Consider the following 19,367-nt stretch of genomic DNA (forward strand, 5'->3'; position numbering starts at 1 on the left):
GGCTACTCCGGCCGGGGTGCGTCCTCGCCGCGGGCCAGCCGGCGGAGGATCAGATCGCGTCTCCAGGCCATGCGACTCGGTCGGTGGTCGGGGTTTGATGTGAGGGGATGAGGGAGGGTGGCGGCCAGGGACGCCGCCTGCGCACGCGATAGATCGGCGGCGCTGCGGCTGAAATAGGCTTGTGCCGCGGCTTCCACTCCGAACACACCGGGGCCCAACTCCACGACGTTGAGGTAGAGCTCCAGGATGCGCTCCTTGGGCAAGAACCACTCCATTCGTTTGGCTACCACCAGTTCACGCACCTTGCGGGTGAGCGACCGCTCCGTACCGAAGTACAGGTTCTTGGCGAGCTGCTGGGTGATGGTGCTCCGCCCCTTCACCTCGTCTGCGTGGCTCCGGTAGTACCGCAGCGCCTGGGCGACGGACGCCCAGTCTCCTACGTCCCACCATTCGAAGGAACCGTCGCCCTGGTAGTGGAGCTCCTCGGCGAGCGCCAGCCAGTCCACTCCATCGTGTAGAAAGAACCGCTGATCCTCCGCGATGAGCACGGCGCGCACGAGGGTGGCGTCGATATCCTCGAGGTCGAGCCATTCACGCTGGATGCTCAGGACCTGGTCATGCTCCCGCGCCTCGCGCATCCGCTGGTGCATGAGCGACGTGTGGCCCGGGCGCATCCAGCGCAGAAGCTCCGGGTAGGGGCTCAGCGCGGCCAACGCCAGCAGAAGGGGCAGGCCGATGCGCAGGCTCCGCGGTATGCGGCGCCAGGCGCGTCGTAGGCGGGATCCTCCGGATCCGGACTTCGACGCTCGGGACGTGGTCATGGCGGACGATTCGACTCGGAGCGGGATGCCGAAGGTCCCGTCGGCAGCATCCCGCGTGCCGCTTCGAGCTGGTCGGCGGCGCCGTCTCATGTCAGCCTCGGAAATCGGCCTTGTCGAGGCCGTACTGCTGCATCTTGTTGTACAACGTACGCGTACTCACGCCTGCGCGCTCCGCCGCCTGACCCACACGGCCCCGCGTCTCGGACAGTACTCGTTCCAGGTAGGCGCTCTCCAACCAGGACACCAGGCGATCGCGGGCCTCGTCCAAGGGCTGCCGCACCAGGCTTTCCAGGCGCGGTGGCTCCGGTCCTCGCATCTCGGGGGGTAGCGCGCCGGAGATCTGCGCGGGTAGGTCGGCGAGCGACAGCTTGGGGCCCGGCGCCAGCAGGACCGCCCGCTCCATGACGTTGATGAGCTCGCGCACGTTCCCGGGCCAGGTGTAGCGCTCCAGTGCCTCCATGGCGGCGGCGTCGGTACCCGTCAGGTGCCGGCCGAACTGGTCGGAGAAGCGCTCGCAGTAGGCGTTGACCAGCTCTTCGATGTCTTCTCGGCGCTCGCGCAGGGGGGGCACCGTCAGCGTGACGACTCCGAGGCGGAAATACAGATCGGGACGGAAGTCGCCGGCCTCCATGGCCTCTTCGAGGTTGCGGTTGGTTGCCGCCATGATGCGCACATCGACCGGGATGGAGCGCTCACCGCCGAGCGGGTGGATGCGCCGCTCCTGGAGCGCCCGCAGCAGCTTGGTCTGGAGTGCGAGTGGCATGTCGCCGATCTCGTCGAGGAAGAGCGTGCCTTCGTGGGCCAGCTCGAAGTAGCCGCGGCGGGAGCGAACCGCGCCGGTGAAGGCGCCTTCGACGTGTCCGAAGAGCTCGCTCTCCAGGAGGGTGTCGGGAAGGGCGGAGCAGTTGACTGCCACGAATGGGCCGTCGGCGCGCGCGCTTTCCGTGTGGATGGCATGCGCCAGCCACTCCTTGCCCACTCCGGTCTCGCCGAGGATCAGAAGGGAGGCGTCCGAGCGGGCGACGCGTTCGGCCAGGCTGAGCAGCTCCTCCATGGCCGGGCTGGAAGAGGCGAAGTCGCCGAAACGGAACTCCTGCTCGGTACCGTCCGTGCGCCGCTGCAGCTGGGCGCGTCGTCGGCGCACCAGCGCGTCGAACGCTCCGCGCAGCGCCCGGTCCGGCAGGTGGCGCACCAGCACGTCGAGCGCGCCCGCCGCCGTCAGGCGCGTGCGCTCCTCCGCGTCTTCTTCATTCGTGAGGAGCACGACCTCGGGTGCGTCGGGCGCCGCACGGAGGGCGCTCACGGTCTCGGTGACGGGCTCGGGTAAGTCTGCTGCCGTGCAGATCAGCAGGTCGAACGACTCCCGCTTGAGACTCGACCACACCTGTCGCACGGTGCGCGCTTCGGCGATGACACGATCGCCGGTGTTGCTCTCGAGGATGGAGGTCAACCGTGCCGAGAGGGTCGGCGTTCTCGTGTAGACGAGGATGCGTGCGATCATCGAATTATCGGAAACACGGTGCTGAAAAGTGGGTGTGGCGGCGGAACTTCCTCTCCTACAAGGACAATCGAGCCGCTGGCACGCCTGGCGCCCTGCACGATTCGGCATGCACGTGCCGAAAAATGTCTCATATCGAGCAAATCAGCAACCATATGCTGAAAAAGCCGACCCACACCACCCGAACAACTCCCGGATGTTGCGCTGTATCACGTTGATACAAAACACTTTGCGGATATCTGACTCTTAGTTGGCCTGTCCCTTGCCTCACCGCCCGGCTCGAAGGAGCGAAACGCGCTCCCGCCAATCACTTGCGCCCCCCGGGGCGTGCTCCGGAGAGAGATCAATGGCGATGAAGAAGGCGGCCGCCAAGAGGAAGGCGACCAAGAAGAAGGCGACCAAGAAGAAGGCCGCGAAGAAGGCTGCCAAGAAGACCACCCGCAAGGCTGCGGCGAAGAAGACGGCCAAGAAGACCGTGAAGAAGGCGGCCAAGAAGACTGCCCGTAAGGCGCCTGCGAAGAAGACGGCCAAGAAGGCCGCCAAGAAGGCGTCCCGCAAGAAGGCCGCGCCCAAGCGCTAAGCCTCTCGGATCGGGAGGGTCCCCGGCGCTGCCGGGGGCCCGCTCCCGGGGATCCGGCCGGCTCGCCAGGGGTCTCATAGCGGCCCCGAACCTCCCAACCGGCCTCCTGCCCCAACCCTCTCCGAACCATGACCGCCCCCACCGTGCGTGTGCCGATCCTGGCCCAGCCGGACGACTACTCCTGCGGTCCCACCAGCCTGCACGCGGTCTATACGTTTCACGGGCTGGATCTCGACCTGCCTCAGCTGATCCGCGACGTCCCTTCGTTGAAGGAAGGCGGCACGCTCGCGGTCTTCCTGGGTCTGGACGCTCTGGCCCGGGGGTTCGATGTCCGCCTGTATTCATACAACCTGCGGGTGTTCGATCCGTCCTGGGCGGGTCTGGATCGAGGCACACTGCTGGAGAAGCTGCGGGCCCAGCTGTCCGCCAAGCGCAAGCGACGGCTCCGGGAGAGCACGCGCGCCTACGCCAGTTTCCTCGAGGCGGGAGGTGAGCTTCGCTTCGATCCGCTCACGGTTCGCTTGATCGAGGAGTACTTCGATATGGGACTGCCCGTCCTGTGCGGCCTGAGCTCCACGTATCTGTACGGCACACCCCGTGAGGTGGAGGCGGAAGGTGGCCGCATGCTCTATGACGACGTGCGCGGCACGCCGCAGGGGCACTTCGTGGTGCTGTGCGGCACGCGAGTGGGACGGTTCTTGATCGCCGACCCCTACCAGGCCAATCCGATCTCGGGGGATCACTACTACGAGGTGGAGCCCGCCCATCTCGTCCGGTCCATCCTGCTGGGAGTGGTCACCTACGATGGCAACCTGATGGTGGTGGCGCCCAAAGGGGAGCTGCCGGACTTCCCGCAGCGGGGGCCGTTCGTCCACGGTGTGGCCGATCCGCCCGAGGCCCCATGAAGAAGATCGTCGTCGTCAACAACCCGAAGCTCTGGACCCTGGATGTGGAGGGGTGCGAGATCGTCGCGGGCCGAGACTACCTGCTGGACCCCCAGTGGGGACAGCGCGATGCCCGGGTCTTCAACCTCTGTCGCGAGTATCGCTACGGTTCTCAGGGCTATTACGTCTCCCTCCTGGCGGAGGCGCGGGGCCAGCGCGTGATTCCCAGCGTCAAGACGATCCAGGATCTGAAGACGCCGGCGGTCACCCGCATCCTCACAGAGGAGCTGGACGATCTCGTGCGCCGTTCCTTGCGGGACGTGCCCGGTGACACCTTCGAGATGGACGTGTATTTCGGAGAGAGCCCGCGCAAGGACCACGAGAAGCTGGCCCTCGAGCTCCACCGCCTTTTCGTGGCGCCCTTCCTGCGCGCGCGCTTCGAGAAGGATGCGCGCTGGGAGCTGCAGAACGTGCGCATCCTGGCGCTGGGAGACATCGAGGAGGCGGATGTCGATTTCGCGCGCACCGCCACCGCGCAGTATCTGGGACGGCGGCGCTACCACAGCCCCCGTCCCAGCAAGTTCATCTATGACCTGGCCATCCTGCACGACCCCGAGGAGAAGGCGCCGCCCTCCGACCGTGCTGCGTTGAATCGCTTCCTCGGTGCGGGCGAGGCGCTCGGCTTCAGTACCGAACTGATCACGCGTGAGGACTCGGACCGCATCGGCGAGTTCGACGCCCTTCTGATCCGGGCCACCACCGAGGTGGACCACTACACCTACCGTTTCGCCCGACGAGCCCAGTCGGAGGGGATGCCGGTCATCGACGACCCTGATTCCATCCTGCGCTGTACCAACAAGGTATTCCTGGCAGAAGCGCTGAACGCCGCCGGGGTCCCCAGCCCCAAGACGATGATCGTGCACAAGGAGAACGCGGACCAGGTGCGCGAACAGATCGGACTGCCCTGCGTACTCAAGGTGCCGGACGGCTCATTCTCTCTGGGCGTCACGCGTGCCGAGGACAAAGCGGGCTTGGATCGAGATCTGGAACGCATGCTGTCCCAGTCGGAGTTGATCATCGCACAGGCGTACACACCCACTCCTTTCGACTGGAGAGTGGGAGTCCTCAACGGGGAGCCGCTGTTCGCCTGCCGCTACTACATGGCCTCTGGGCATTGGCAGATCTACAACTGGAAGAGCCAGACCAGCCGGGACGTGGAAGGAGATTGGGAGACGCTCGACGTGACGGCCGCGCCCGAGGCGGTGATCACGACTGCACTGAAGGCGGCGGCGCTGATGGGGGATGGCCTCTACGGGGTGGACCTGAAGGAGCTCGATGGGCAGCCCATGGTGATCGAGGTCAACGACAATCCCAACATCGATCACGGTGTCGAGGACCAGGTGTTGGGAGACGAGCTCTACCGACGCATCGTGCTCACCTTGCGGGAACGCTTCGAGCGGAAGTTCCAGATCCGTGGACGCTGAGCATGCGCTGGGGCTCTTCGATGGCTTCGGCGTCGAGCTGGAGTACATGGTCGTGGACCGTGACTCGCTCGGCGTGCGTCCCGTCGTGGATGACCTCATCGAGCGCGTGACCGGAAGCATCTCCGCGGACGTGGAGCGCGACGATCTGGAGTGGTCCAACGAGCTCGTCAGCCATGTCCTCGAGCTGAAGACGGCGGGTCCAGCGCCGTCCCTGGAGCCGCTGGCGCGCCGCTTCCACGAGGAGGTGCTGGCTGTCCACGGCTATCTCGAGCCGCTGAGCGCCACGCTGTTGGGCACCGGTGCCCACCCATTCATGGACCCGGCCACCGAGACGCGCCTGTGGCCGCACGAGTACAACGAGGTGTACGCGCTGTACGACCGCGTCTTCGGGTGCAGAGGCCACGGTTGGTCCAATCTACAGAGCACTCACCTCAACCTCCCCTTCAAGAACGACGAGGAGTTCGGTCGTTTGCATGCGGCGATCCGCGTGTTGCTGCCACTGTTGCCGGGGCTGGCCGCCAGCACCCCCATCCTCGATGGCAAGGACACGGGCCTCGCGGATGCGCGCCTGGACGCGTATCGCCGAAACCAGGTCCGCATGCCGTCCTTGGCCGGGGTCGTCATTCCGGAGCGCGTCTACACGCAGCGCGACTACGACCGCGTGATCTTCCAGCCGATCGTGCAAGCGATGGCCCCTCATGACCAGGACCGGGTGCTGGACCGGCACTTCCTCAACTCCCGGGGCGCCATCGCCCGCTTCGACCGAGGGAGCATCGAGATCCGCCTCCTGGATTTGCAGGAGTGTCCGGCCGCGGATCTGGCGATCGTGTCTCTGGTCGTCGAGGTACTGCGTTTGTTGGTGGACGGGCGTTGGCTCGGCGACGAGCCCGTGCGGGCGCTGGACGAGCACCGACTGGCCGCAGTGCTGCTGGATGCGATTCGCGACGGTGAGCAGGCGCGCGTGCGGGACACGGAGGTGCTGCACGCCGTGGGTTGGCGTCGCGGGGAGGTGGACCTCATCCGGCTGTGGGGGCACCTGGCGGACGAGGCGGGGGCGCGGTTGACGGCCGAGGTCGGCCGCGGGATCGAGCGGATCTTGACCCAAGGTACTCTGGCCACGCGCATCCGCAGGGCGTTGGGGGAGGCGTGGGGGCGCGAGGAGCTCGTCGCGGTCTATCGTTCGTTGGGCGAGGCGCTGCGCGCGAACCGTCTCTTCGAGCCCGATCGACCCCGGACCTGAGCGCCACGGGCACAATGTCCCCTGCAGGTACGTTCTGGCTCTTCACCTGCGAGCACGGCGGGAACCGAGTCCCGCCCCGTTGGCGAGAGTGCTTTCGAGGGGCGCACGCTGCGCTCGAGAGCCACCGCGGGTGGGACCTGGGCGCCTTGTCCCTGTTCCGCACGCTGCTGCGGCGGTATGCGGATGCCGGCTTCCACGCCACGGTCACGCGGCTGTTGGTCGATCTGAACCGCTCGGAAGGTCACCCTCGACACTTTTCGGAATACACCCGGGGACTGGGGCACGAGGCGCGGGAGCGCATCCTCGCGAAGTTCTACCGCCCCTACCGGGCCGCCGTTTCTACCTGCGTCGCCGAGGCGCTGACCTCCCATCCGCGGGTCGTCCATATCGGGGTGCACACGTTCACACCCGTGCTGGCCGGACGGGAGCGTGCCTTCGAGGTGGGTCTGCTCTACGATCCTTCGCGTCGGGCCGAGAGGGCGTGGACCTCTGGATGGGCTGCTGCGCTCCGCGGTTGCTCGGACCTGCGCGTTCGGAGGAACCAGCCCTACCGCGGGGCCTCCGACGGATTGACCACGACGCTGCGCCGCCGCTTCGGGCCCCGCTATCTGGGGATCGAGTTGGAGGTGAATCAGGCGCTCTGGCGGGGCGGACGATGGGACGGGGCCGTGCGCGCGGCGCTCGTGGAGAGCCTCGCTGTGCTGCACTCGCGCCAGGAACTGGCGCGACAGGGTGGCCGCTACTAGCCTCGCTTCGCGCCTCTTCGGGCGTGACCCCCCGCTCTGACGGCACGACCCAGGAGCGTCATGTCAGCTCATCGAATCCTGCCGGGGCTGTGGATGTGCGCCGGCCTCGCGGCCGCCCCCGCTTCACTGCAGGCACAGCGCCTCCTCCCTCCCCCGGAAAGCCGCGCCCCGGTGGCGCTGACCATCAGCGGAGGCAAGAGCCTGGGCTCCTACCAGGCAGGGCTCAACTGGGGGCTCATCCAGAGCATGAAGCACTCCATCACGCCCGGACACGAGCACCACGGGCGTCCCTACGAGCTGCTGGCGGTGACGGGTGCCTCCGCCGGGAACATCAACGCGCTGATTTCGGCCGTGGAGTGGTGCGACGACCGGCCCCTGGCGCCACCCGAGCAGAGCCTGTTCTTCAAGATCTGGGTTCGCACGGGATGGGAGCAGCTGCTCTGGCCCGCCGCCTATCGGGAGCACGACCCTCGCACGCTCTCCATCCTGCACCGGCGCTTCTTCGATCGGCATTTCGCGGAGATCGACAGCACGCTCGTGCGGGCACGACCCGCCGACTGCGATCTGCCCATCGGCATCACCCTCACGAAGCAGGTGCGAGGCTCGATCGCCATCGGCGACCTGAGCATCCCGACGCAACGCTTCGTGTCGGTGCTGCGTCTGGTGACGTTGGAAGAGGAAGGGAGACGGAGGCTGGCCTTCGCCCTGCCCGAGCCGGACCTCCGCAACGACGCCGGGTTGGGCAAGCGCGTCTTTCCCGATGCCGGACGCGACGATGGGGCGTGGCCCGTTCGGGGGCCCTACGAGCTGGTGGACTCGGAGGCTGCCTACGAGTTGAGCGCCGCATCCAGTGCCTTTCCGCTGGCCTTCCAGCCGGAGAGTCTGACGGTCGTCGATCCGGAGGCTTCGGCCGCCGAATGCGAGGCGCTCGGCGGCCGTCGCAGTGCTCGCGGCTGCCACATGGCGGCCCAGTACCTGGACGGCGGGCTCTTCGACAACAGCCCTTTGGACCTTGCCCTGCACCTGTTCGCGCACCGGCGAGGAAGTGGCGTGTCGGGCGTGCCCCATGTCGCGACCGAGCCAGGATTGGGACGAGCCGACACCCTACCACGCCTCGTATACATCGAAGCCGGCCAGTACCGCGATCCTCTGGAGCGAGCGCGCCAGGGACGCGCCGACGCCGAACGGCAGGGCACCGCGGCGGCCCTGCAGATGGTGGGGCAGGCGATCCCAGCCGCACGGAAGTACGAGCTGCACGCCCTGGCCCGGACCCTACGCGAGGATCCGGACGACCCGCGGGCCGGTTGGCTGCGTGTCACAAGTCGTTCCTTCCCCATCGTGGGTGAGCACCTCGCGGGTTTTGCGGCATTCCTGGGGCGGCCCTTCCGCGAGTTCGACTTCTACGTGGGTGTCTACGACGCGCTGCACTTCATCGCGTCCGAGCTGTGTCCCGAGGAGCACACTCGCGACGTCTCGCGCAAGCTGGGCCGCTGCGCGGAGGCGGAGATCGTGCGTGAGCTCATCGAGGACGAGGGACTGCAATTGGGGCCCTTCGCTCCACCCGTGCTGGCGTCGATCTTCGCAATCGAGTATCCGGGGCAGCGCCCCCCATCCGTTGCCTGGCCCGAGGACACGGACGGTCGCGTGGTGTTGCTGCAGGCTTTGGTTGCCGCGAACGAGCGCGTCCTGGCTGGCACCGACAACGGCTGCGCCGGTCGAGGAAGCATCGAGCGTCTGGTCTGCAGCGGTGGCTTCGATGAGATCCTGCGCTCACTCCGGGAGGACGATCGGGCCATGGACGTCATCCGCGATTGGGCGGAGCGGCCCGAATGTGGCCGGGACCAATGGGAGCACGCGCAGATCGAAGGGTGTCTGGCCGACTACACCTTCCGGGAGTTGGTCCAGAATCCACCGCTGTTTATGAGCCGCACGGCGGAGCAGGTGCTCCGCCAACTCTGGCGCGTCGAGACGCGCCTGGCGTCGGACGACCAGAACAACCAGGAGCCGCTGATCCAGTTCGTGGAGCTCTGGTTCCGCTCTGCCTGGGGTAAATATCAAGACCGTTGGGATACCGATCCCTCCACGATTCCCGACGGCGAGACGTTCGGAAATTGGCTGTTCCATCTGGCCCCGAACCAGCTTTCGGTGGCAGCCGGCACCAAAGGGGGGGACATCTGGGGGCTGCGGCCCACCTATCACCTCGGGCCGGATTGGGCGCTGGTCGCGCCGCTCTCGCTCACGTTCAACCGTCCGGTCGACAATCCGGACGAGCGTTGGCGACTGCACGGCGGCCTTGGGGTCTTGAAGAAGTCCGAGAGCTTGATGGTCAGCGGACTGCAGTTGACGGGAGACGTGTTGCGCGCGCCGCGCTGGAGCGATGGGAACGCGGGTCAGCGGGACCTGTGGGGTGTGTCCATGACGGGGTACTTCTTCGCCGGCAAGATCACGGGCACGCTGCGCTGGATTCCCGGCAACGACTCGGAGCTCTATTCCGGCGACGACGTGGCGGTCATCCTCGGTCTCGCCGACGTCAACGGATTGCTGTACTGGGTCAGTCGCGGTCTGTTTTGAGCGGCGCCTAGCGGGGAAGCCGCTCCGGCATCTCGGCCACCACGTAGGCGTGTACCGCCATCGTGGCCACGCACAGCGCTACCTCGACTGGGTCCAGCTTGTCGATGGTGTCCGCGTCGGTGTGGTGATACCAGAAGTAGCGAGTGCCATCGACGTTGAGCCCCATGCCCGGCACGCCTTCCTGCATGATGGGGCCGATGTCGGCACCGCCACCGCCGCGGGTCACGGCCCCCGCGTCGATGCGGTCGAGCAGGGATCCGATCCTCTGCAGCACAGAGTACGCGGCGTCCGATCCCGTGAAGCCGAAGCCCTGCGGCTTGAAGACCCCACCGTCGGACTCCATGGCCAGGATGTGGTCGTCCAGCTCGCCGCGATGCTGGTCGCGGTATCCGTTCCCTCCACGGGTTCCGTTCTCTTCGTTGGTCCAGAGCACCACGCGCACCGTCCGGCGGGGCCGCAGACCCAGCGCCTTCATCAGGCGAACGGCTTCCCAGGCCGCCACGCTGCCTCCACCGTCGTCCATCATGCCCTGACCCACGTCCCAGGAGTCGATGTGGCCGCCGAGCACGATGACTTCCTCGGGCTTCTCCCGCCCGACGATCTCCGCGACCACGTTGCGCGACCAGGTGTCGGGGAGGGTCTGCGCCTCCATCTCCAGGTGCACCTCGACGCGCTCACCTCTGCGGACCAGGCGTTTGATCAGCTCCGCATCCTCGACGGTAATGGCCGCATGGGGAATGCGCGGTACGTCGTCGGCGTATTGCATGTTGCCCGTGTGGGGCGTCTGCTGGGAGTAGGGCGTCACCGAACGGATCAAGCTGGCGACCGCGCCGGCACGTCCGGCCGCGATGGCACCCTGCCTTCGGTAGGCTCCCGTGACGCCGTAGTTCTCCCACTCGGGCGCGAACAGCACGATGCGGCCCTTGGCCTCGTCCGCCCGAGCCTCCAGCTCCTCGAAACTCTCCACCACCATCACCTGGGCGCGGATCCCGCCGGCCGGTGTGCCGATGGAGCCGCCCAGCCCGAGCATGGGCAGGTCGCGTTGCAGCGGCGTGATCAGGCGGGCCGACTCGTTGCCTCGCACCCAGTGCGGGACCAGCACCGGCTCGCCGCGCACGTTGTCGAGGCCGTCGGCCTCCATCTCCCCCAGGATCCAGTCGAGGGCCCGCTCCAGCGAGCTGGAACCGCTCAAGCGGTGCCCGAAGCGGTCTCCGAGCTCCCCCAGCCGCAGGTAGGCGGCCGAGTCCCCCAGAGCCGCGTCGATCAGGCGATTGGCGGCATCGCGGTAGGGCGCGGCGGAGAACGAGGCAGTCCAATCCTGGGCGGCCAAGGGCGAGGTGGCGGCCGCGGCGGTCAGGAGGAGGGGTAGGGCACGGCGGATTCGAGGCGTCATGGAGCGCGGTTCCAGGGGACGAACGGCAGTGGAAGGCGGGGAACATCAGCAGGCGTCCAGGGCCCCGTCAAATGGGGCCGACCGGGGGCGCGGGCTCCCACCGGGTTGGATTGACTGACGAAGGCGGCTACCTTGCCGAGGTCGGGCAGCAACCGAAACACCCCGATGCGACCACGCCTCCTCATTCTCGCACTGCCGCTCGCGGCGCTCGCCGCCTGCGACTCCCCCAACACGCCACCTGAGCCCCTGGCGGTAGCTCCGGGCCAGGCCACGATTCTGGTGAGGGACTCCCTCCAGCTTGAGGCACAGGGTGCGTCCGGTCCGGTGGACTGGGCATCGCTCAACCCCTCGGTGGCAACCGTAGGCACCACAGGAGTGGTCGTCGGCCTCGCCTCGGGGAGCGCGACCATCACGGCCACGGCGGCCGGACGTGTGGCCACGGCGGAGGTCACGGTAGTGGGCCGTGCGGTACTGGTCGGCTCGGACACGTTGATCGTGTTCGCAACCGGACCCACCGAGCCCGCCCCCGCTCCTCGGACCCTGTCGCTCGCGAATGCGGGCGAGGCGCCCTTGATCGGTCTCGCCGCGACAGTCGCGTACGAAGATGCGGTCGGTGGGTGGCTGGGCGTCCGGGTCGACACTGCCGGGGGCGATGCGCGACTGACACTGACGCCGCAGGGCGCTGGGGCCCCGATCGGTGTGTACCGCGCCTCGGTTCGCGTGACGGCGGACAAGGCCGAGAAGTCGCCGCTCACCATTCCCGTTCAGCTCACGGTCGCCGAGCCCGCTCGCATCGTCGTCGAGCCGGACACCATCCGACTCTCGGCCTTGGTGGGTGGGGCATCCCGAACAGGATCGGCTGGCATCCATAACGGCGGTGAACGCCCGCTGGGTCGGCTCTCGCTCGACGTGGAGTATCCAGCGACGGGCACAGCGGGCTGGCTGCACGTGGCCCTGTCGGAAGAGCAGGCACCGAGCGAGCTCAGCCTCGACGCTTCGGCGAGCGCGCTCGGCGAAGGCGTGTATTCAGCCACCGTCTGGATTCGATCCGACCTCCCGCACATCGCTCCGGTCCCCGTGGCGGTCGAGTTCGACGTGGGGCCTCAGCCCGCGATCGGCGTGTCGCCGACCTCGATCGCGTTCTACGCCCTGCAGGACAGCATCGACCCGCTTCCGCAGACGTTGCGGATCACCAACGTGGGGAGCGGAAGCCTGAGCGATCTGTCGGTCGCCGCACCCCGCTACGGACCCGGAGCCAGTGGCTGGCTGTCCGTGTCCCTGATGGGCAGCACCGCCCCCGCCCAGGTGACGCTGAGTGCATCGATCGCCGGACTGCTCGGAGGGACCTACTACGCGGATCTGGATGTATCGTCGCCTGCTGCGGTCGAATCCCCGCGAACCGTCCGGGTGGTGCTCACCGTCGAAGGCCCCTGGATCTACTTCGCCTTCCCCGGAACGGCCTATCACATCGCACGGGGCGAGCGAGAAGGCCCGGGGTGGTTCCCGGTCTACAACGGTGGTGGTGGCATACTCAGCGGCCTCCAGGTCCGCGTGGAGGCCAACGGGCCGCCCGGGTTCATTTCCGTTGGGTTCAACGGTCCTCCGGTGGCCCCCGTGAGCGTGGGAGTCTCGCGGAGTGGAGTGGGCATCCCTGTCGGGTTGTACACAGCGGACGTCATCGTCTCCTCCACGCTTCCCAACGTGCGGCCGGATACGATGCACTTCATCGTCAGTGTTGTCCCCGAGCCCGTGATCGTTCTCGACCCCTCGCCCGCGACCCTGACGGCGGCTGTCGGTGGATCTGCAAGCCTGATGCTTGCTGTCTCCAACGGCGGTGGCGGCCTTCTTCACACCTTGGCCGCATCCATCTCCTATCCCTCGGGGCCGACGGGTTGGCTGAGCGCCAAGGTGAACTCGAATTGGGGGATCGAGCTCCTCGCCAATGCGGCGTCCCTCGGCCCGGGCACCTATGCGGCCACCCTCCACGTGACGTCGCCGCAGCCGCTCGTCCTCCCCGTGGACGTACAGGTCACGTTGGTGGTGAACTGACGATCCCTCCGGGCCCATCCTCGTTGGGAGGTGTCCTTTCGGAGAGTCGCCCTGGCCTGCATCCTGTGGGGGCCACTCCGACCTCGACAGGAGATCTCCATGCCTGGTCAACCGCTCATTCGGACGGCGCGTGCCTCGTTGCCCGTGGCCGGACTCACAGTCCTGGGCGCGTGCGGCGGAGGCGGCATCCCCGGCGCCGCCACCATCACCCAGGACGCGCTGTCCCAAGACCTGCACGCGCTCGCCCACGATTCCATGCAGGGTCGGCTGGCCGGTACGCAGGACGTGGCGCGCGCAGCCGATTGGGTGGCGCAGCGCTTCGCGGCGCTCGGTCTCCAACCCGCGGGCGACGACGGCTCCTTCTTCCAGCCCTTCGACATGACCTGGTTCAGCCTGGGGTCGGACAACACGCTGTCCGTCCGCAGCGGTCCGGCGCTGCCTGTGGGGGAGGGGTGGACACCGATGGGCATCAGCGCCAGTGGCACCGCAACCGGTGAGGTAGCCTTCGCGGGTTTCGGCATCGTGGAGCCGCAGCTCGGGTTCGACGACTACCAGAGCGCAGACGTGACGGGCAAGATCGTCCTGATCCTGGAGCGCGAGCCCGGTGTCGAAAATGCCGAAAGCCCCTTCGACGGCGTCGTGACCTCGGAGGCTTCGCGCGACTGGCGGAAGGTACGGAGCGCCCAGGAGCGGGGCGCCATCGGCGTTCTGTTCGTGCGGGATATCCAGGCACGGGAGGACATGGACAACTGGCCTGCCTACCACGCTGCCATGTGGCCGGCGGATCGGCGCAGAGTCGAGCGCTACGTCCTGTCCGCCTGGGCCCAAGGCGTCACGGTGCCGGTGGCACAGATTTCGGCGAATCTGGCACAGGGGTTGGTGCAGTCCTCCGGGCGCTCCCTGGCGGAGCTGGCACAAGCCGCCGAAGGCGCGACCAATGGGCTCGGCGTGGTTGCGCTTCCGGGTGCACGTGTCTCGCTGACCACCAGTGTGGAGCGGCACACGACGCCGGGGCGGAACATCCTGGCGATGGTGGAGGGGTCGGATCCCTCGCTGGCCACCGACGTGGTCATCGTGGGTGCCCATCACGATCACGACGGGGTGAGCGACGGGGAGATCTTCAACGGAGCGGACGACGATGGCTCCGGCACCGTCGGTGTGATGGCGGTGGCGGCTGCCTACGCCGACGCGCTGGCCCGTGGAGAGCGCCCGCGCCGCTCGGTGCTATTCGCGGTCTGGGACGCCGAAGAACGTGGACTCCTCGGAGCGTGGTACCACACGCTGCATCCGCGCTTTCCGCTCGCAGGCACCGTGGCCAACCTCAACATGGACATGATCGGTCGCAACGAAGAGGTCCCGCCGGAGGGCGGCCGGCGCTTCACGGGGCTCGACCCACAGACTGCCGAGTCCAACGCCAATGCCATCAACATCCTCGGCTACACCCGTTCGCCGGATCTGGCAGCCGCCATCGAGGCTGCCAACGTCGAGACCCAGCTCACGTTGCGGTTCCGCTACGACAACAACGAATCCAACCTGCTACGGCGGAGCGACCACTGGCCCTTCTTGCAGAACGGAGTGCCGGGCGTGTGGTTCCACACGGGACTGCATCCGGACTATCACACACCCCTGGACGATGCAGACCGCATCAACTACGAGAAGATGACGAAGATCGTGCACCTCGTGCATCGGACCAGCTGGGAGCTGGCCAACAGCGACGTCCGTCTCGGGTTCGAGGGCATGCGCTCGAGGGCGCGCTCATGAACAGTCCCACCATGGTCCGCCTCCGGGCCGCGAGGGCAGGCTTCGTCACCTTGATGATGGTGGGAAGCACCAGCGTCACCCTTGCGCAACAAGCGCCCCAGACGCAGACGGACGACTACACCCGCTACGAGTTGCAGGCGCCGGGCAGTGGGGCGTTCCGCATCTTCTACGACGTCTCCGCCACCACACCCGGAGCCCGCTACTACTTCAATACCATCCGGGCGGGAGCAGAGGAGGAGGTTCACGGGGTCACCGACCTGCACACCGGGCAGCCGCTCGCCTGGGAGGTCGTGGACGGAGGGCACGCGCGCGCCAATGGTCACCCGAGGGCGGACCTGGACGGCCACTACATCAAGGTGACGCTCGCGCGGCCCGTTCCCGAGGGCGGACAGGGTCGCGTCCGCATCGACAAGACCTACATCGATCGCGCCAGCTACTTCGTCGAGGGGGACGAGCTGGTCTTCGACCGCTCGCTGGGGATCCGCCGCAACGCGGTGGTGCTTCCGGCAGGCTATGAGTTGGTGGAGGCGAACTACCCCGTGCAGGTCGAGACCGAAGACGACGGGCGCGTTCGTGCCAGCTTCATGCAGCCGGGACCCGACGCGGTGCCGTTCCGGGTTCGCGCTCGGCCCCTACCAGGGGGGCCGGTGCGGGTGCGGCGCACGCGGAGCGACGAGCCCGTGCCGGTGAGCGGGGGCGGGGCGCCCGAGCGCGCGCGCGTGGACTACATCGTCACGGATCGCGCCTTCGAGGACCGGGACATCACCTACTTCTTGCTGGATCCCTCCACCCACTCGTTCCGCCTCTTCCACGACTACACCGAGTCGCGACCGGGGGTGGATCGCTACATCAACGTGGTACGGGCGGGCAGCTCCGCCTCCGACCCCGAGGCAACCAACCTCGACACGGGCGAACGGCTGCGCGTGGAGCAACTGAAGGGCGCCGAGATCCAGAGCCGCGGGATCGACGTCGGTGGCCCGGCTGACGAAGAGACCGAGGTCGTGGTCATCTGGTTCGATCCGGTGCAGGCCGGCTCGTCGGTGCGACTGCGGATCTGGGAGACCTACACGGACGCAGGCCGCTACACCCAGATGGGAGACGAGCTGGTCTGGGACCGCAACTTCGGTCGGGCGCGCAACACCGTGGTGCTGCCGGCCGGGTGGGCGCTCGCCGCCAACGCCATCCCCGGCGTCGTGGACGAGACGGAGGACGGCCGCATCCGCATCCGCTACGTCAATCCGCGGCCGGACGGCATCCAGGTCTTCATTCGAGGACGGAGACGCTAGCCGTCGGAGGGGCGCTTTCCCGCCCTCGGCGGGCAGCCTAGCATGCGGGATCCACCGGCTCGGAGGTTACCGATGAGGATGGTAGCGCGCTTCGTCTGGACCCTGGCTCTCACGGGTCTTGCCCTCTCCACACTCACCCTACGGTCCGCCGAACTCGTGGCCCAGGAGAGACCCGTCGCGTTGGTGGGTGCTACGCTGATCGACGGGAACGGGGGGGCAGCCGTTCCGGACGTCACGATCCTGGTGCGAGACGGTCGCATCGCTGCGATCGGGCCCCGGCACGCCGTTACGGTGCCCGGCAACGCTCGGATGGTAGACGCGCAGGGAAAGTTCGCCACCCCTGGCTTCATCGACACGAACGTACACATCTCGCTCTACAACAACGGCGAGTCGATGGTGCGCTACGAGGACCGTTTCACGGACCTCGTGATCGAGACCGCGCAGGTGGTGCTTTCCCATGGGATCACGACGGTGCGCGACAGCTACGGGGCGCTGCTCCCGCTGGTCGCGGTGCGCGACTCCATCAACCGCGGCCACGTGACCGGACCCCGCATCCTGGCGGCGGGCAACATCGTGGGGTGGGGTGGGCCGAAGTCACCGCTGTTCTCCAATTCGACGCCCTCTACCTACTTCGATGAGCAGATGATGGACTTCATCGCTCAGGGCTCGGGGGAGGAGTTGTTGGAGATGGCCCCGGACGAGTTGCGGGTGGCGATCAACGCCTACCTCGACAAGGGTCCCGACTTCGTCAAGTACGGCGGGACCTCACACACCAACAACCTGATCACCTTCTCGCCCCGCCAGCAGCAGGCCCTCGTCGAAGAGGTGCACCGGCGCGGCCTCTTTGCGGAGGTGCACTCCACCAATCCCGAGCCGCTGCGTCTGTCCGTGCTGGCGGGGATCGACCTGATCCAGCACCCGGAGGTCCACGACGTGATCATCCCGGACGAGCTGGTGGATCTGATCGTGGAGCGCGGTGTGATTTGCTCGATCCTTTCCAACGGCATCACCGGCAAGCCTTGGAAGGAGTACCAGGAACGGCGTCAGCGTGCGGACTCCGCGAGGGCAGACTCCGTCAAGGCCGACACGTTGGGGGCGCTCCAACGCACCCGGACCGGCTGGGAGGTTCGGACGGAGCGGCGGGCCGAGGGCATGGCCATCCGGCGTGCAAACGCCGAAAAGCTGATTGCCCGGGGGTGCATCACCACGCCCTCGACGGACACCTATCTGCGCGGCGCACCGGAATTCCTGCGGACCCCCAGGAACGATGAGCACTTCATGCCGGGCACGGCCACGCTCACGGCGATCGAGGGCCTGGTGGAGCTGGGGATGACGCCGGCGCAGGCGATCGTGGCCGCCACACGCACGGGGGCAATCGCCTCACAGGGGCTCGACGAGTTCGGGACGCTGGAGGTGGGCAAACGGGCCGACATCCTGCTGCTGGACGCCGATCCGCTCGCGGATATCACCAACATCCGGAAGCTCTCCATGGTCATGAAGGATGGCCGGATCATCGACCACGAGAAGCTTCCGGAAAGGCCCATCTGGTACCGGGACCGAGGCAGGTAGCCCCGATCCCGGTGGCCCGTGCTGGGCCTCAGGGCGGGACGGACCGAGGAGCTGGCGTGTCCGTCCCGCCGCGGAGTTCGCGCGCACGCGCGATGGTGCCGCCTACCGATGCTATCCCGCCAGCGGGGTGGATACGCCGAGCTTGAATCCATCCAGATCCTTGAATTGGAACATGCGTGCCCCCCACGGCTGGTCTGCAGGCTCGCTCAGCAATGCCCCGCCCGCCGCCTTGATCCGCGCGGCAGCCGCGTCCACGTCCGCTGGGCCCGCCACGTTGATCTGCAGATAGAAGCCCTGCCCCTTGATCCGGTCCCAGCCGAGCTTGCCGTCGTCCTGATTGAGGACGATCCGGCAATCGCCCGCGCCGACCACCGCGGCCGCGATCTTCCCGTCGTTCTCGAACGTCGGACCCAGCGCCATGCCGATGGCGTCGCAGTAGAAGCCAATGGACGCTTGCAGATCTTTGCAGGTGATCGAGCAACCCAGGTTGGTCGCGTTGATGGCGGCGGACGTGTCGGTCATGGGCGTTCTCTCCGGGGGTGTGCGTTGGGGGTGGAGGCCTGCGCCGCCCGGTAGGGCCGCGCAGGGAATGCTCGGTTCCGGACGGGCGGAACCTCGAGCCGGCCAGACGCGGCGGCAAGACCCGGTGGGCGGAGGTGGGGAGGGGGGCGCAGAGCACCTCGAACCCTCCAACCTGTCTTCACTCCCGGTGATCCGTGATCTCCGCCCATCCGCTAGGGTGCGTCAGAAGGGCCCTCCCCGGAGTGCAGCCTTCTGTCTCGATTGCCCTCGGAGTCACGATCATGGCATACCGACGCGCCTCCTCGCCCCACGCGTTCGTCCTGCTGGCCCTCGCCGGCCATACCCTCGTCTTCGGAGCCCACCTGGCAGGACAGAGCCGCCCGACCGCCAAGCCCGACGTCGTCACCCTGTCCGGGTCTGGGGATGTGGTGGAGGTGTCGCTGAGTCACGAGGGAATCGACAAGTACAATGAGGCGCGGGTGATTGACGGCTTCGGTCGTGAAGCGGCAGGGTTTGCGGTGAGCCTCGGCGCCACCCGTGGTTCCGAGCGGGCGGTCGTCGTGGCGACCCAAGGCGCCGCAGAAGGGCGCTATGGCTTGGAGTTGGTGGCGGGCCGCGCGACGGTCGCGGTCGCCCTGGCCGTGACCGTGGTTGCGGCAGACCGTCCCCCCGAGGTGGTGGACGTAGCGCTGCCCCCGGCGGTCCGTCCCGGCGATCCCTTCGCCGTCACCGTCCTGGCGCGGGACGACCGGGGATTGGCTTCGGTGGAGATCGAGTGGCTCGATGGCCGCGTCCAAAGCTCCGCTCGGGGCATGGAGGTCAAGGTGCCCGTGGACGTCCCCGGTGTGAAGCCTGGTACGACGCAGCTCAGGGTCTCCGCCGTGGACGCAGCGGGGAACCGCAGCGAAGTGCGCGTAGTCCCCGTGGCATTCGCAGAGCCTGCCGTGGTGGTCCCTGAGGGCG

15 protein-coding genes are annotated in these 19,367 nt (G+C 67.6%); 11 read left to right on the top strand and 4 right to left on the bottom strand.

All coding sequences use genetic code 11. The features are described 5' to 3' along the window. Window positions 1–2 precede the first annotated feature (2 nt). Window positions 3–821: a biosynthetic peptidoglycan transglycosylase gene (locus tag R3E10_13100; protein ID MEZ4416678.1), complete on the bottom strand. Its 819-nt coding sequence runs from the start codon at window positions 819–821 to the stop codon at window positions 3–5. Window positions 822–912: 91 nt separating this feature from the next. Then, window positions 913–2,322: a sigma-54 dependent transcriptional regulator gene (locus tag R3E10_13105; protein MEZ4416679.1), complete on the bottom strand. Its 1,410-nt coding sequence runs from the start codon at window positions 2,320–2,322 to the stop codon at window positions 913–915. Between the two features lie 343 nt (window positions 2,323–2,665). On the opposite strand from R3E10_13105, the gene R3E10_13110 reads away from it, so the two are divergent. From R3E10_13110 to R3E10_13135, 6 genes are all read left to right on the top strand, one after another. Further along, window positions 2,666–2,899, top strand: coding sequence for a hypothetical protein (locus R3E10_13110; protein ID MEZ4416680.1), 234 nt, complete (start codon window positions 2,666–2,668; stop codon window positions 2,897–2,899). Window positions 2,900–3,027: 128 nt separating this feature from the next. Next, window positions 3,028–3,804: a peptidase-C39 like family protein gene (locus tag R3E10_13115; GenBank protein MEZ4416681.1), complete on the top strand. Its 777-nt coding sequence runs from the start codon at window positions 3,028–3,030 to the stop codon at window positions 3,802–3,804. Continuing rightward, a complete protein-coding gene (locus tag R3E10_13120; GenBank protein ID MEZ4416682.1) occupies window positions 3,801–5,267 on the top strand; it encodes a RimK family protein in 1,467 nt (488 codons plus the stop codon). Before R3E10_13115 ends, R3E10_13120 begins: the two co-directional genes overlap by 4 nt. Then, window positions 5,257–6,507 carry a glutamate-cysteine ligase family protein gene (locus R3E10_13125; GenBank protein MEZ4416683.1) on the top strand — a complete coding sequence of 417 codons (1,251 nt, stop codon included), beginning with the start codon at window positions 5,257–5,259 and terminating at the stop codon, window positions 6,505–6,507. The genes R3E10_13120 and R3E10_13125 overlap by 11 nt, the downstream gene beginning before the upstream one ends. A 14-nt stretch (window positions 6,508–6,521) precedes the next feature. Continuing rightward, on the top strand, window positions 6,522–7,253 hold the full coding sequence (locus tag R3E10_13130; protein MEZ4416684.1) for an N-formylglutamate amidohydrolase: 732 nt from the start codon (window positions 6,522–6,524) through the stop codon (window positions 7,251–7,253). A gap of 60 nt (window positions 7,254–7,313) precedes the next feature. After that, window positions 7,314–9,824 (top strand): patatin-like phospholipase family protein, encoded by a 2,511-nt coding sequence (locus R3E10_13135; GenBank protein MEZ4416685.1) that lies wholly within the window; start codon window positions 7,314–7,316, stop codon window positions 9,822–9,824. A 7-nt stretch (window positions 9,825–9,831) separates the two neighbouring features. Here R3E10_13135 and R3E10_13140 read toward each other — a convergent pair whose 3' ends face one another. Next, complete coding sequence (locus tag R3E10_13140) at window positions 9,832–11,217, bottom strand: M20/M25/M40 family metallo-hydrolase (protein ID MEZ4416686.1); 1,386 nt, start codon at window positions 11,215–11,217, stop codon at window positions 9,832–9,834. 165 nt (window positions 11,218–11,382) lie between these two features. Here R3E10_13140 and R3E10_13145 point away from each other — a divergent pair, with 165 nt between their 5' ends. The 4 genes from R3E10_13145 to R3E10_13160 all read left to right on the top strand — a co-directional run bounded on the left by R3E10_13145 (window position 11,383) and on the right by R3E10_13160 (window position 17,882). Further along, window positions 11,383–13,266 (top strand): Ig-like domain-containing protein, encoded by a 1,884-nt coding sequence (locus tag R3E10_13145; GenBank protein ID MEZ4416687.1) that lies wholly within the window; start codon window positions 11,383–11,385, stop codon window positions 13,264–13,266. 99 nt (window positions 13,267–13,365) lie between these two features. Further along, window positions 13,366–15,027: a M28 family peptidase gene (locus R3E10_13150; GenBank protein ID MEZ4416688.1), complete on the top strand. Its 1,662-nt coding sequence runs from the start codon at window positions 13,366–13,368 to the stop codon at window positions 15,025–15,027. After that, complete coding sequence (locus R3E10_13155; protein MEZ4416689.1) at window positions 15,024–16,313, top strand: hypothetical protein; 1,290 nt, start codon at window positions 15,024–15,026, stop codon at window positions 16,311–16,313. Before R3E10_13150 ends, R3E10_13155 begins: the two co-directional genes overlap by 4 nt. Before the next feature lie 72 nt (window positions 16,314–16,385). After that, complete coding sequence (locus R3E10_13160) at window positions 16,386–17,882, top strand: amidohydrolase family protein (protein ID MEZ4416690.1); 1,497 nt, start codon at window positions 16,386–16,388, stop codon at window positions 17,880–17,882. A 111-nt stretch (window positions 17,883–17,993) separates the two neighbouring features. Here the strand turns inward: R3E10_13160 and R3E10_13165 are convergent, their stop codons facing one another. Next, complete coding sequence (locus tag R3E10_13165; protein ID MEZ4416691.1) at window positions 17,994–18,404, bottom strand: VOC family protein; 411 nt, start codon at window positions 18,402–18,404, stop codon at window positions 17,994–17,996. Window positions 18,405–18,685: 281 nt separating this feature from the next. Here R3E10_13165 and R3E10_13170 point away from each other — a divergent pair. Further along, the coding region (locus R3E10_13170) for a hypothetical protein (protein MEZ4416692.1) at window positions 18,686–19,367 on the top strand (682 nt) is incomplete at its 3' end.

The organism is Gemmatimonadota bacterium, assembly GCA_041390105.1.
Classification (GTDB): domain Bacteria; phylum Gemmatimonadota; class Gemmatimonadetes; order Longimicrobiales; family Gaopeijiaceae; genus JAGQIF01.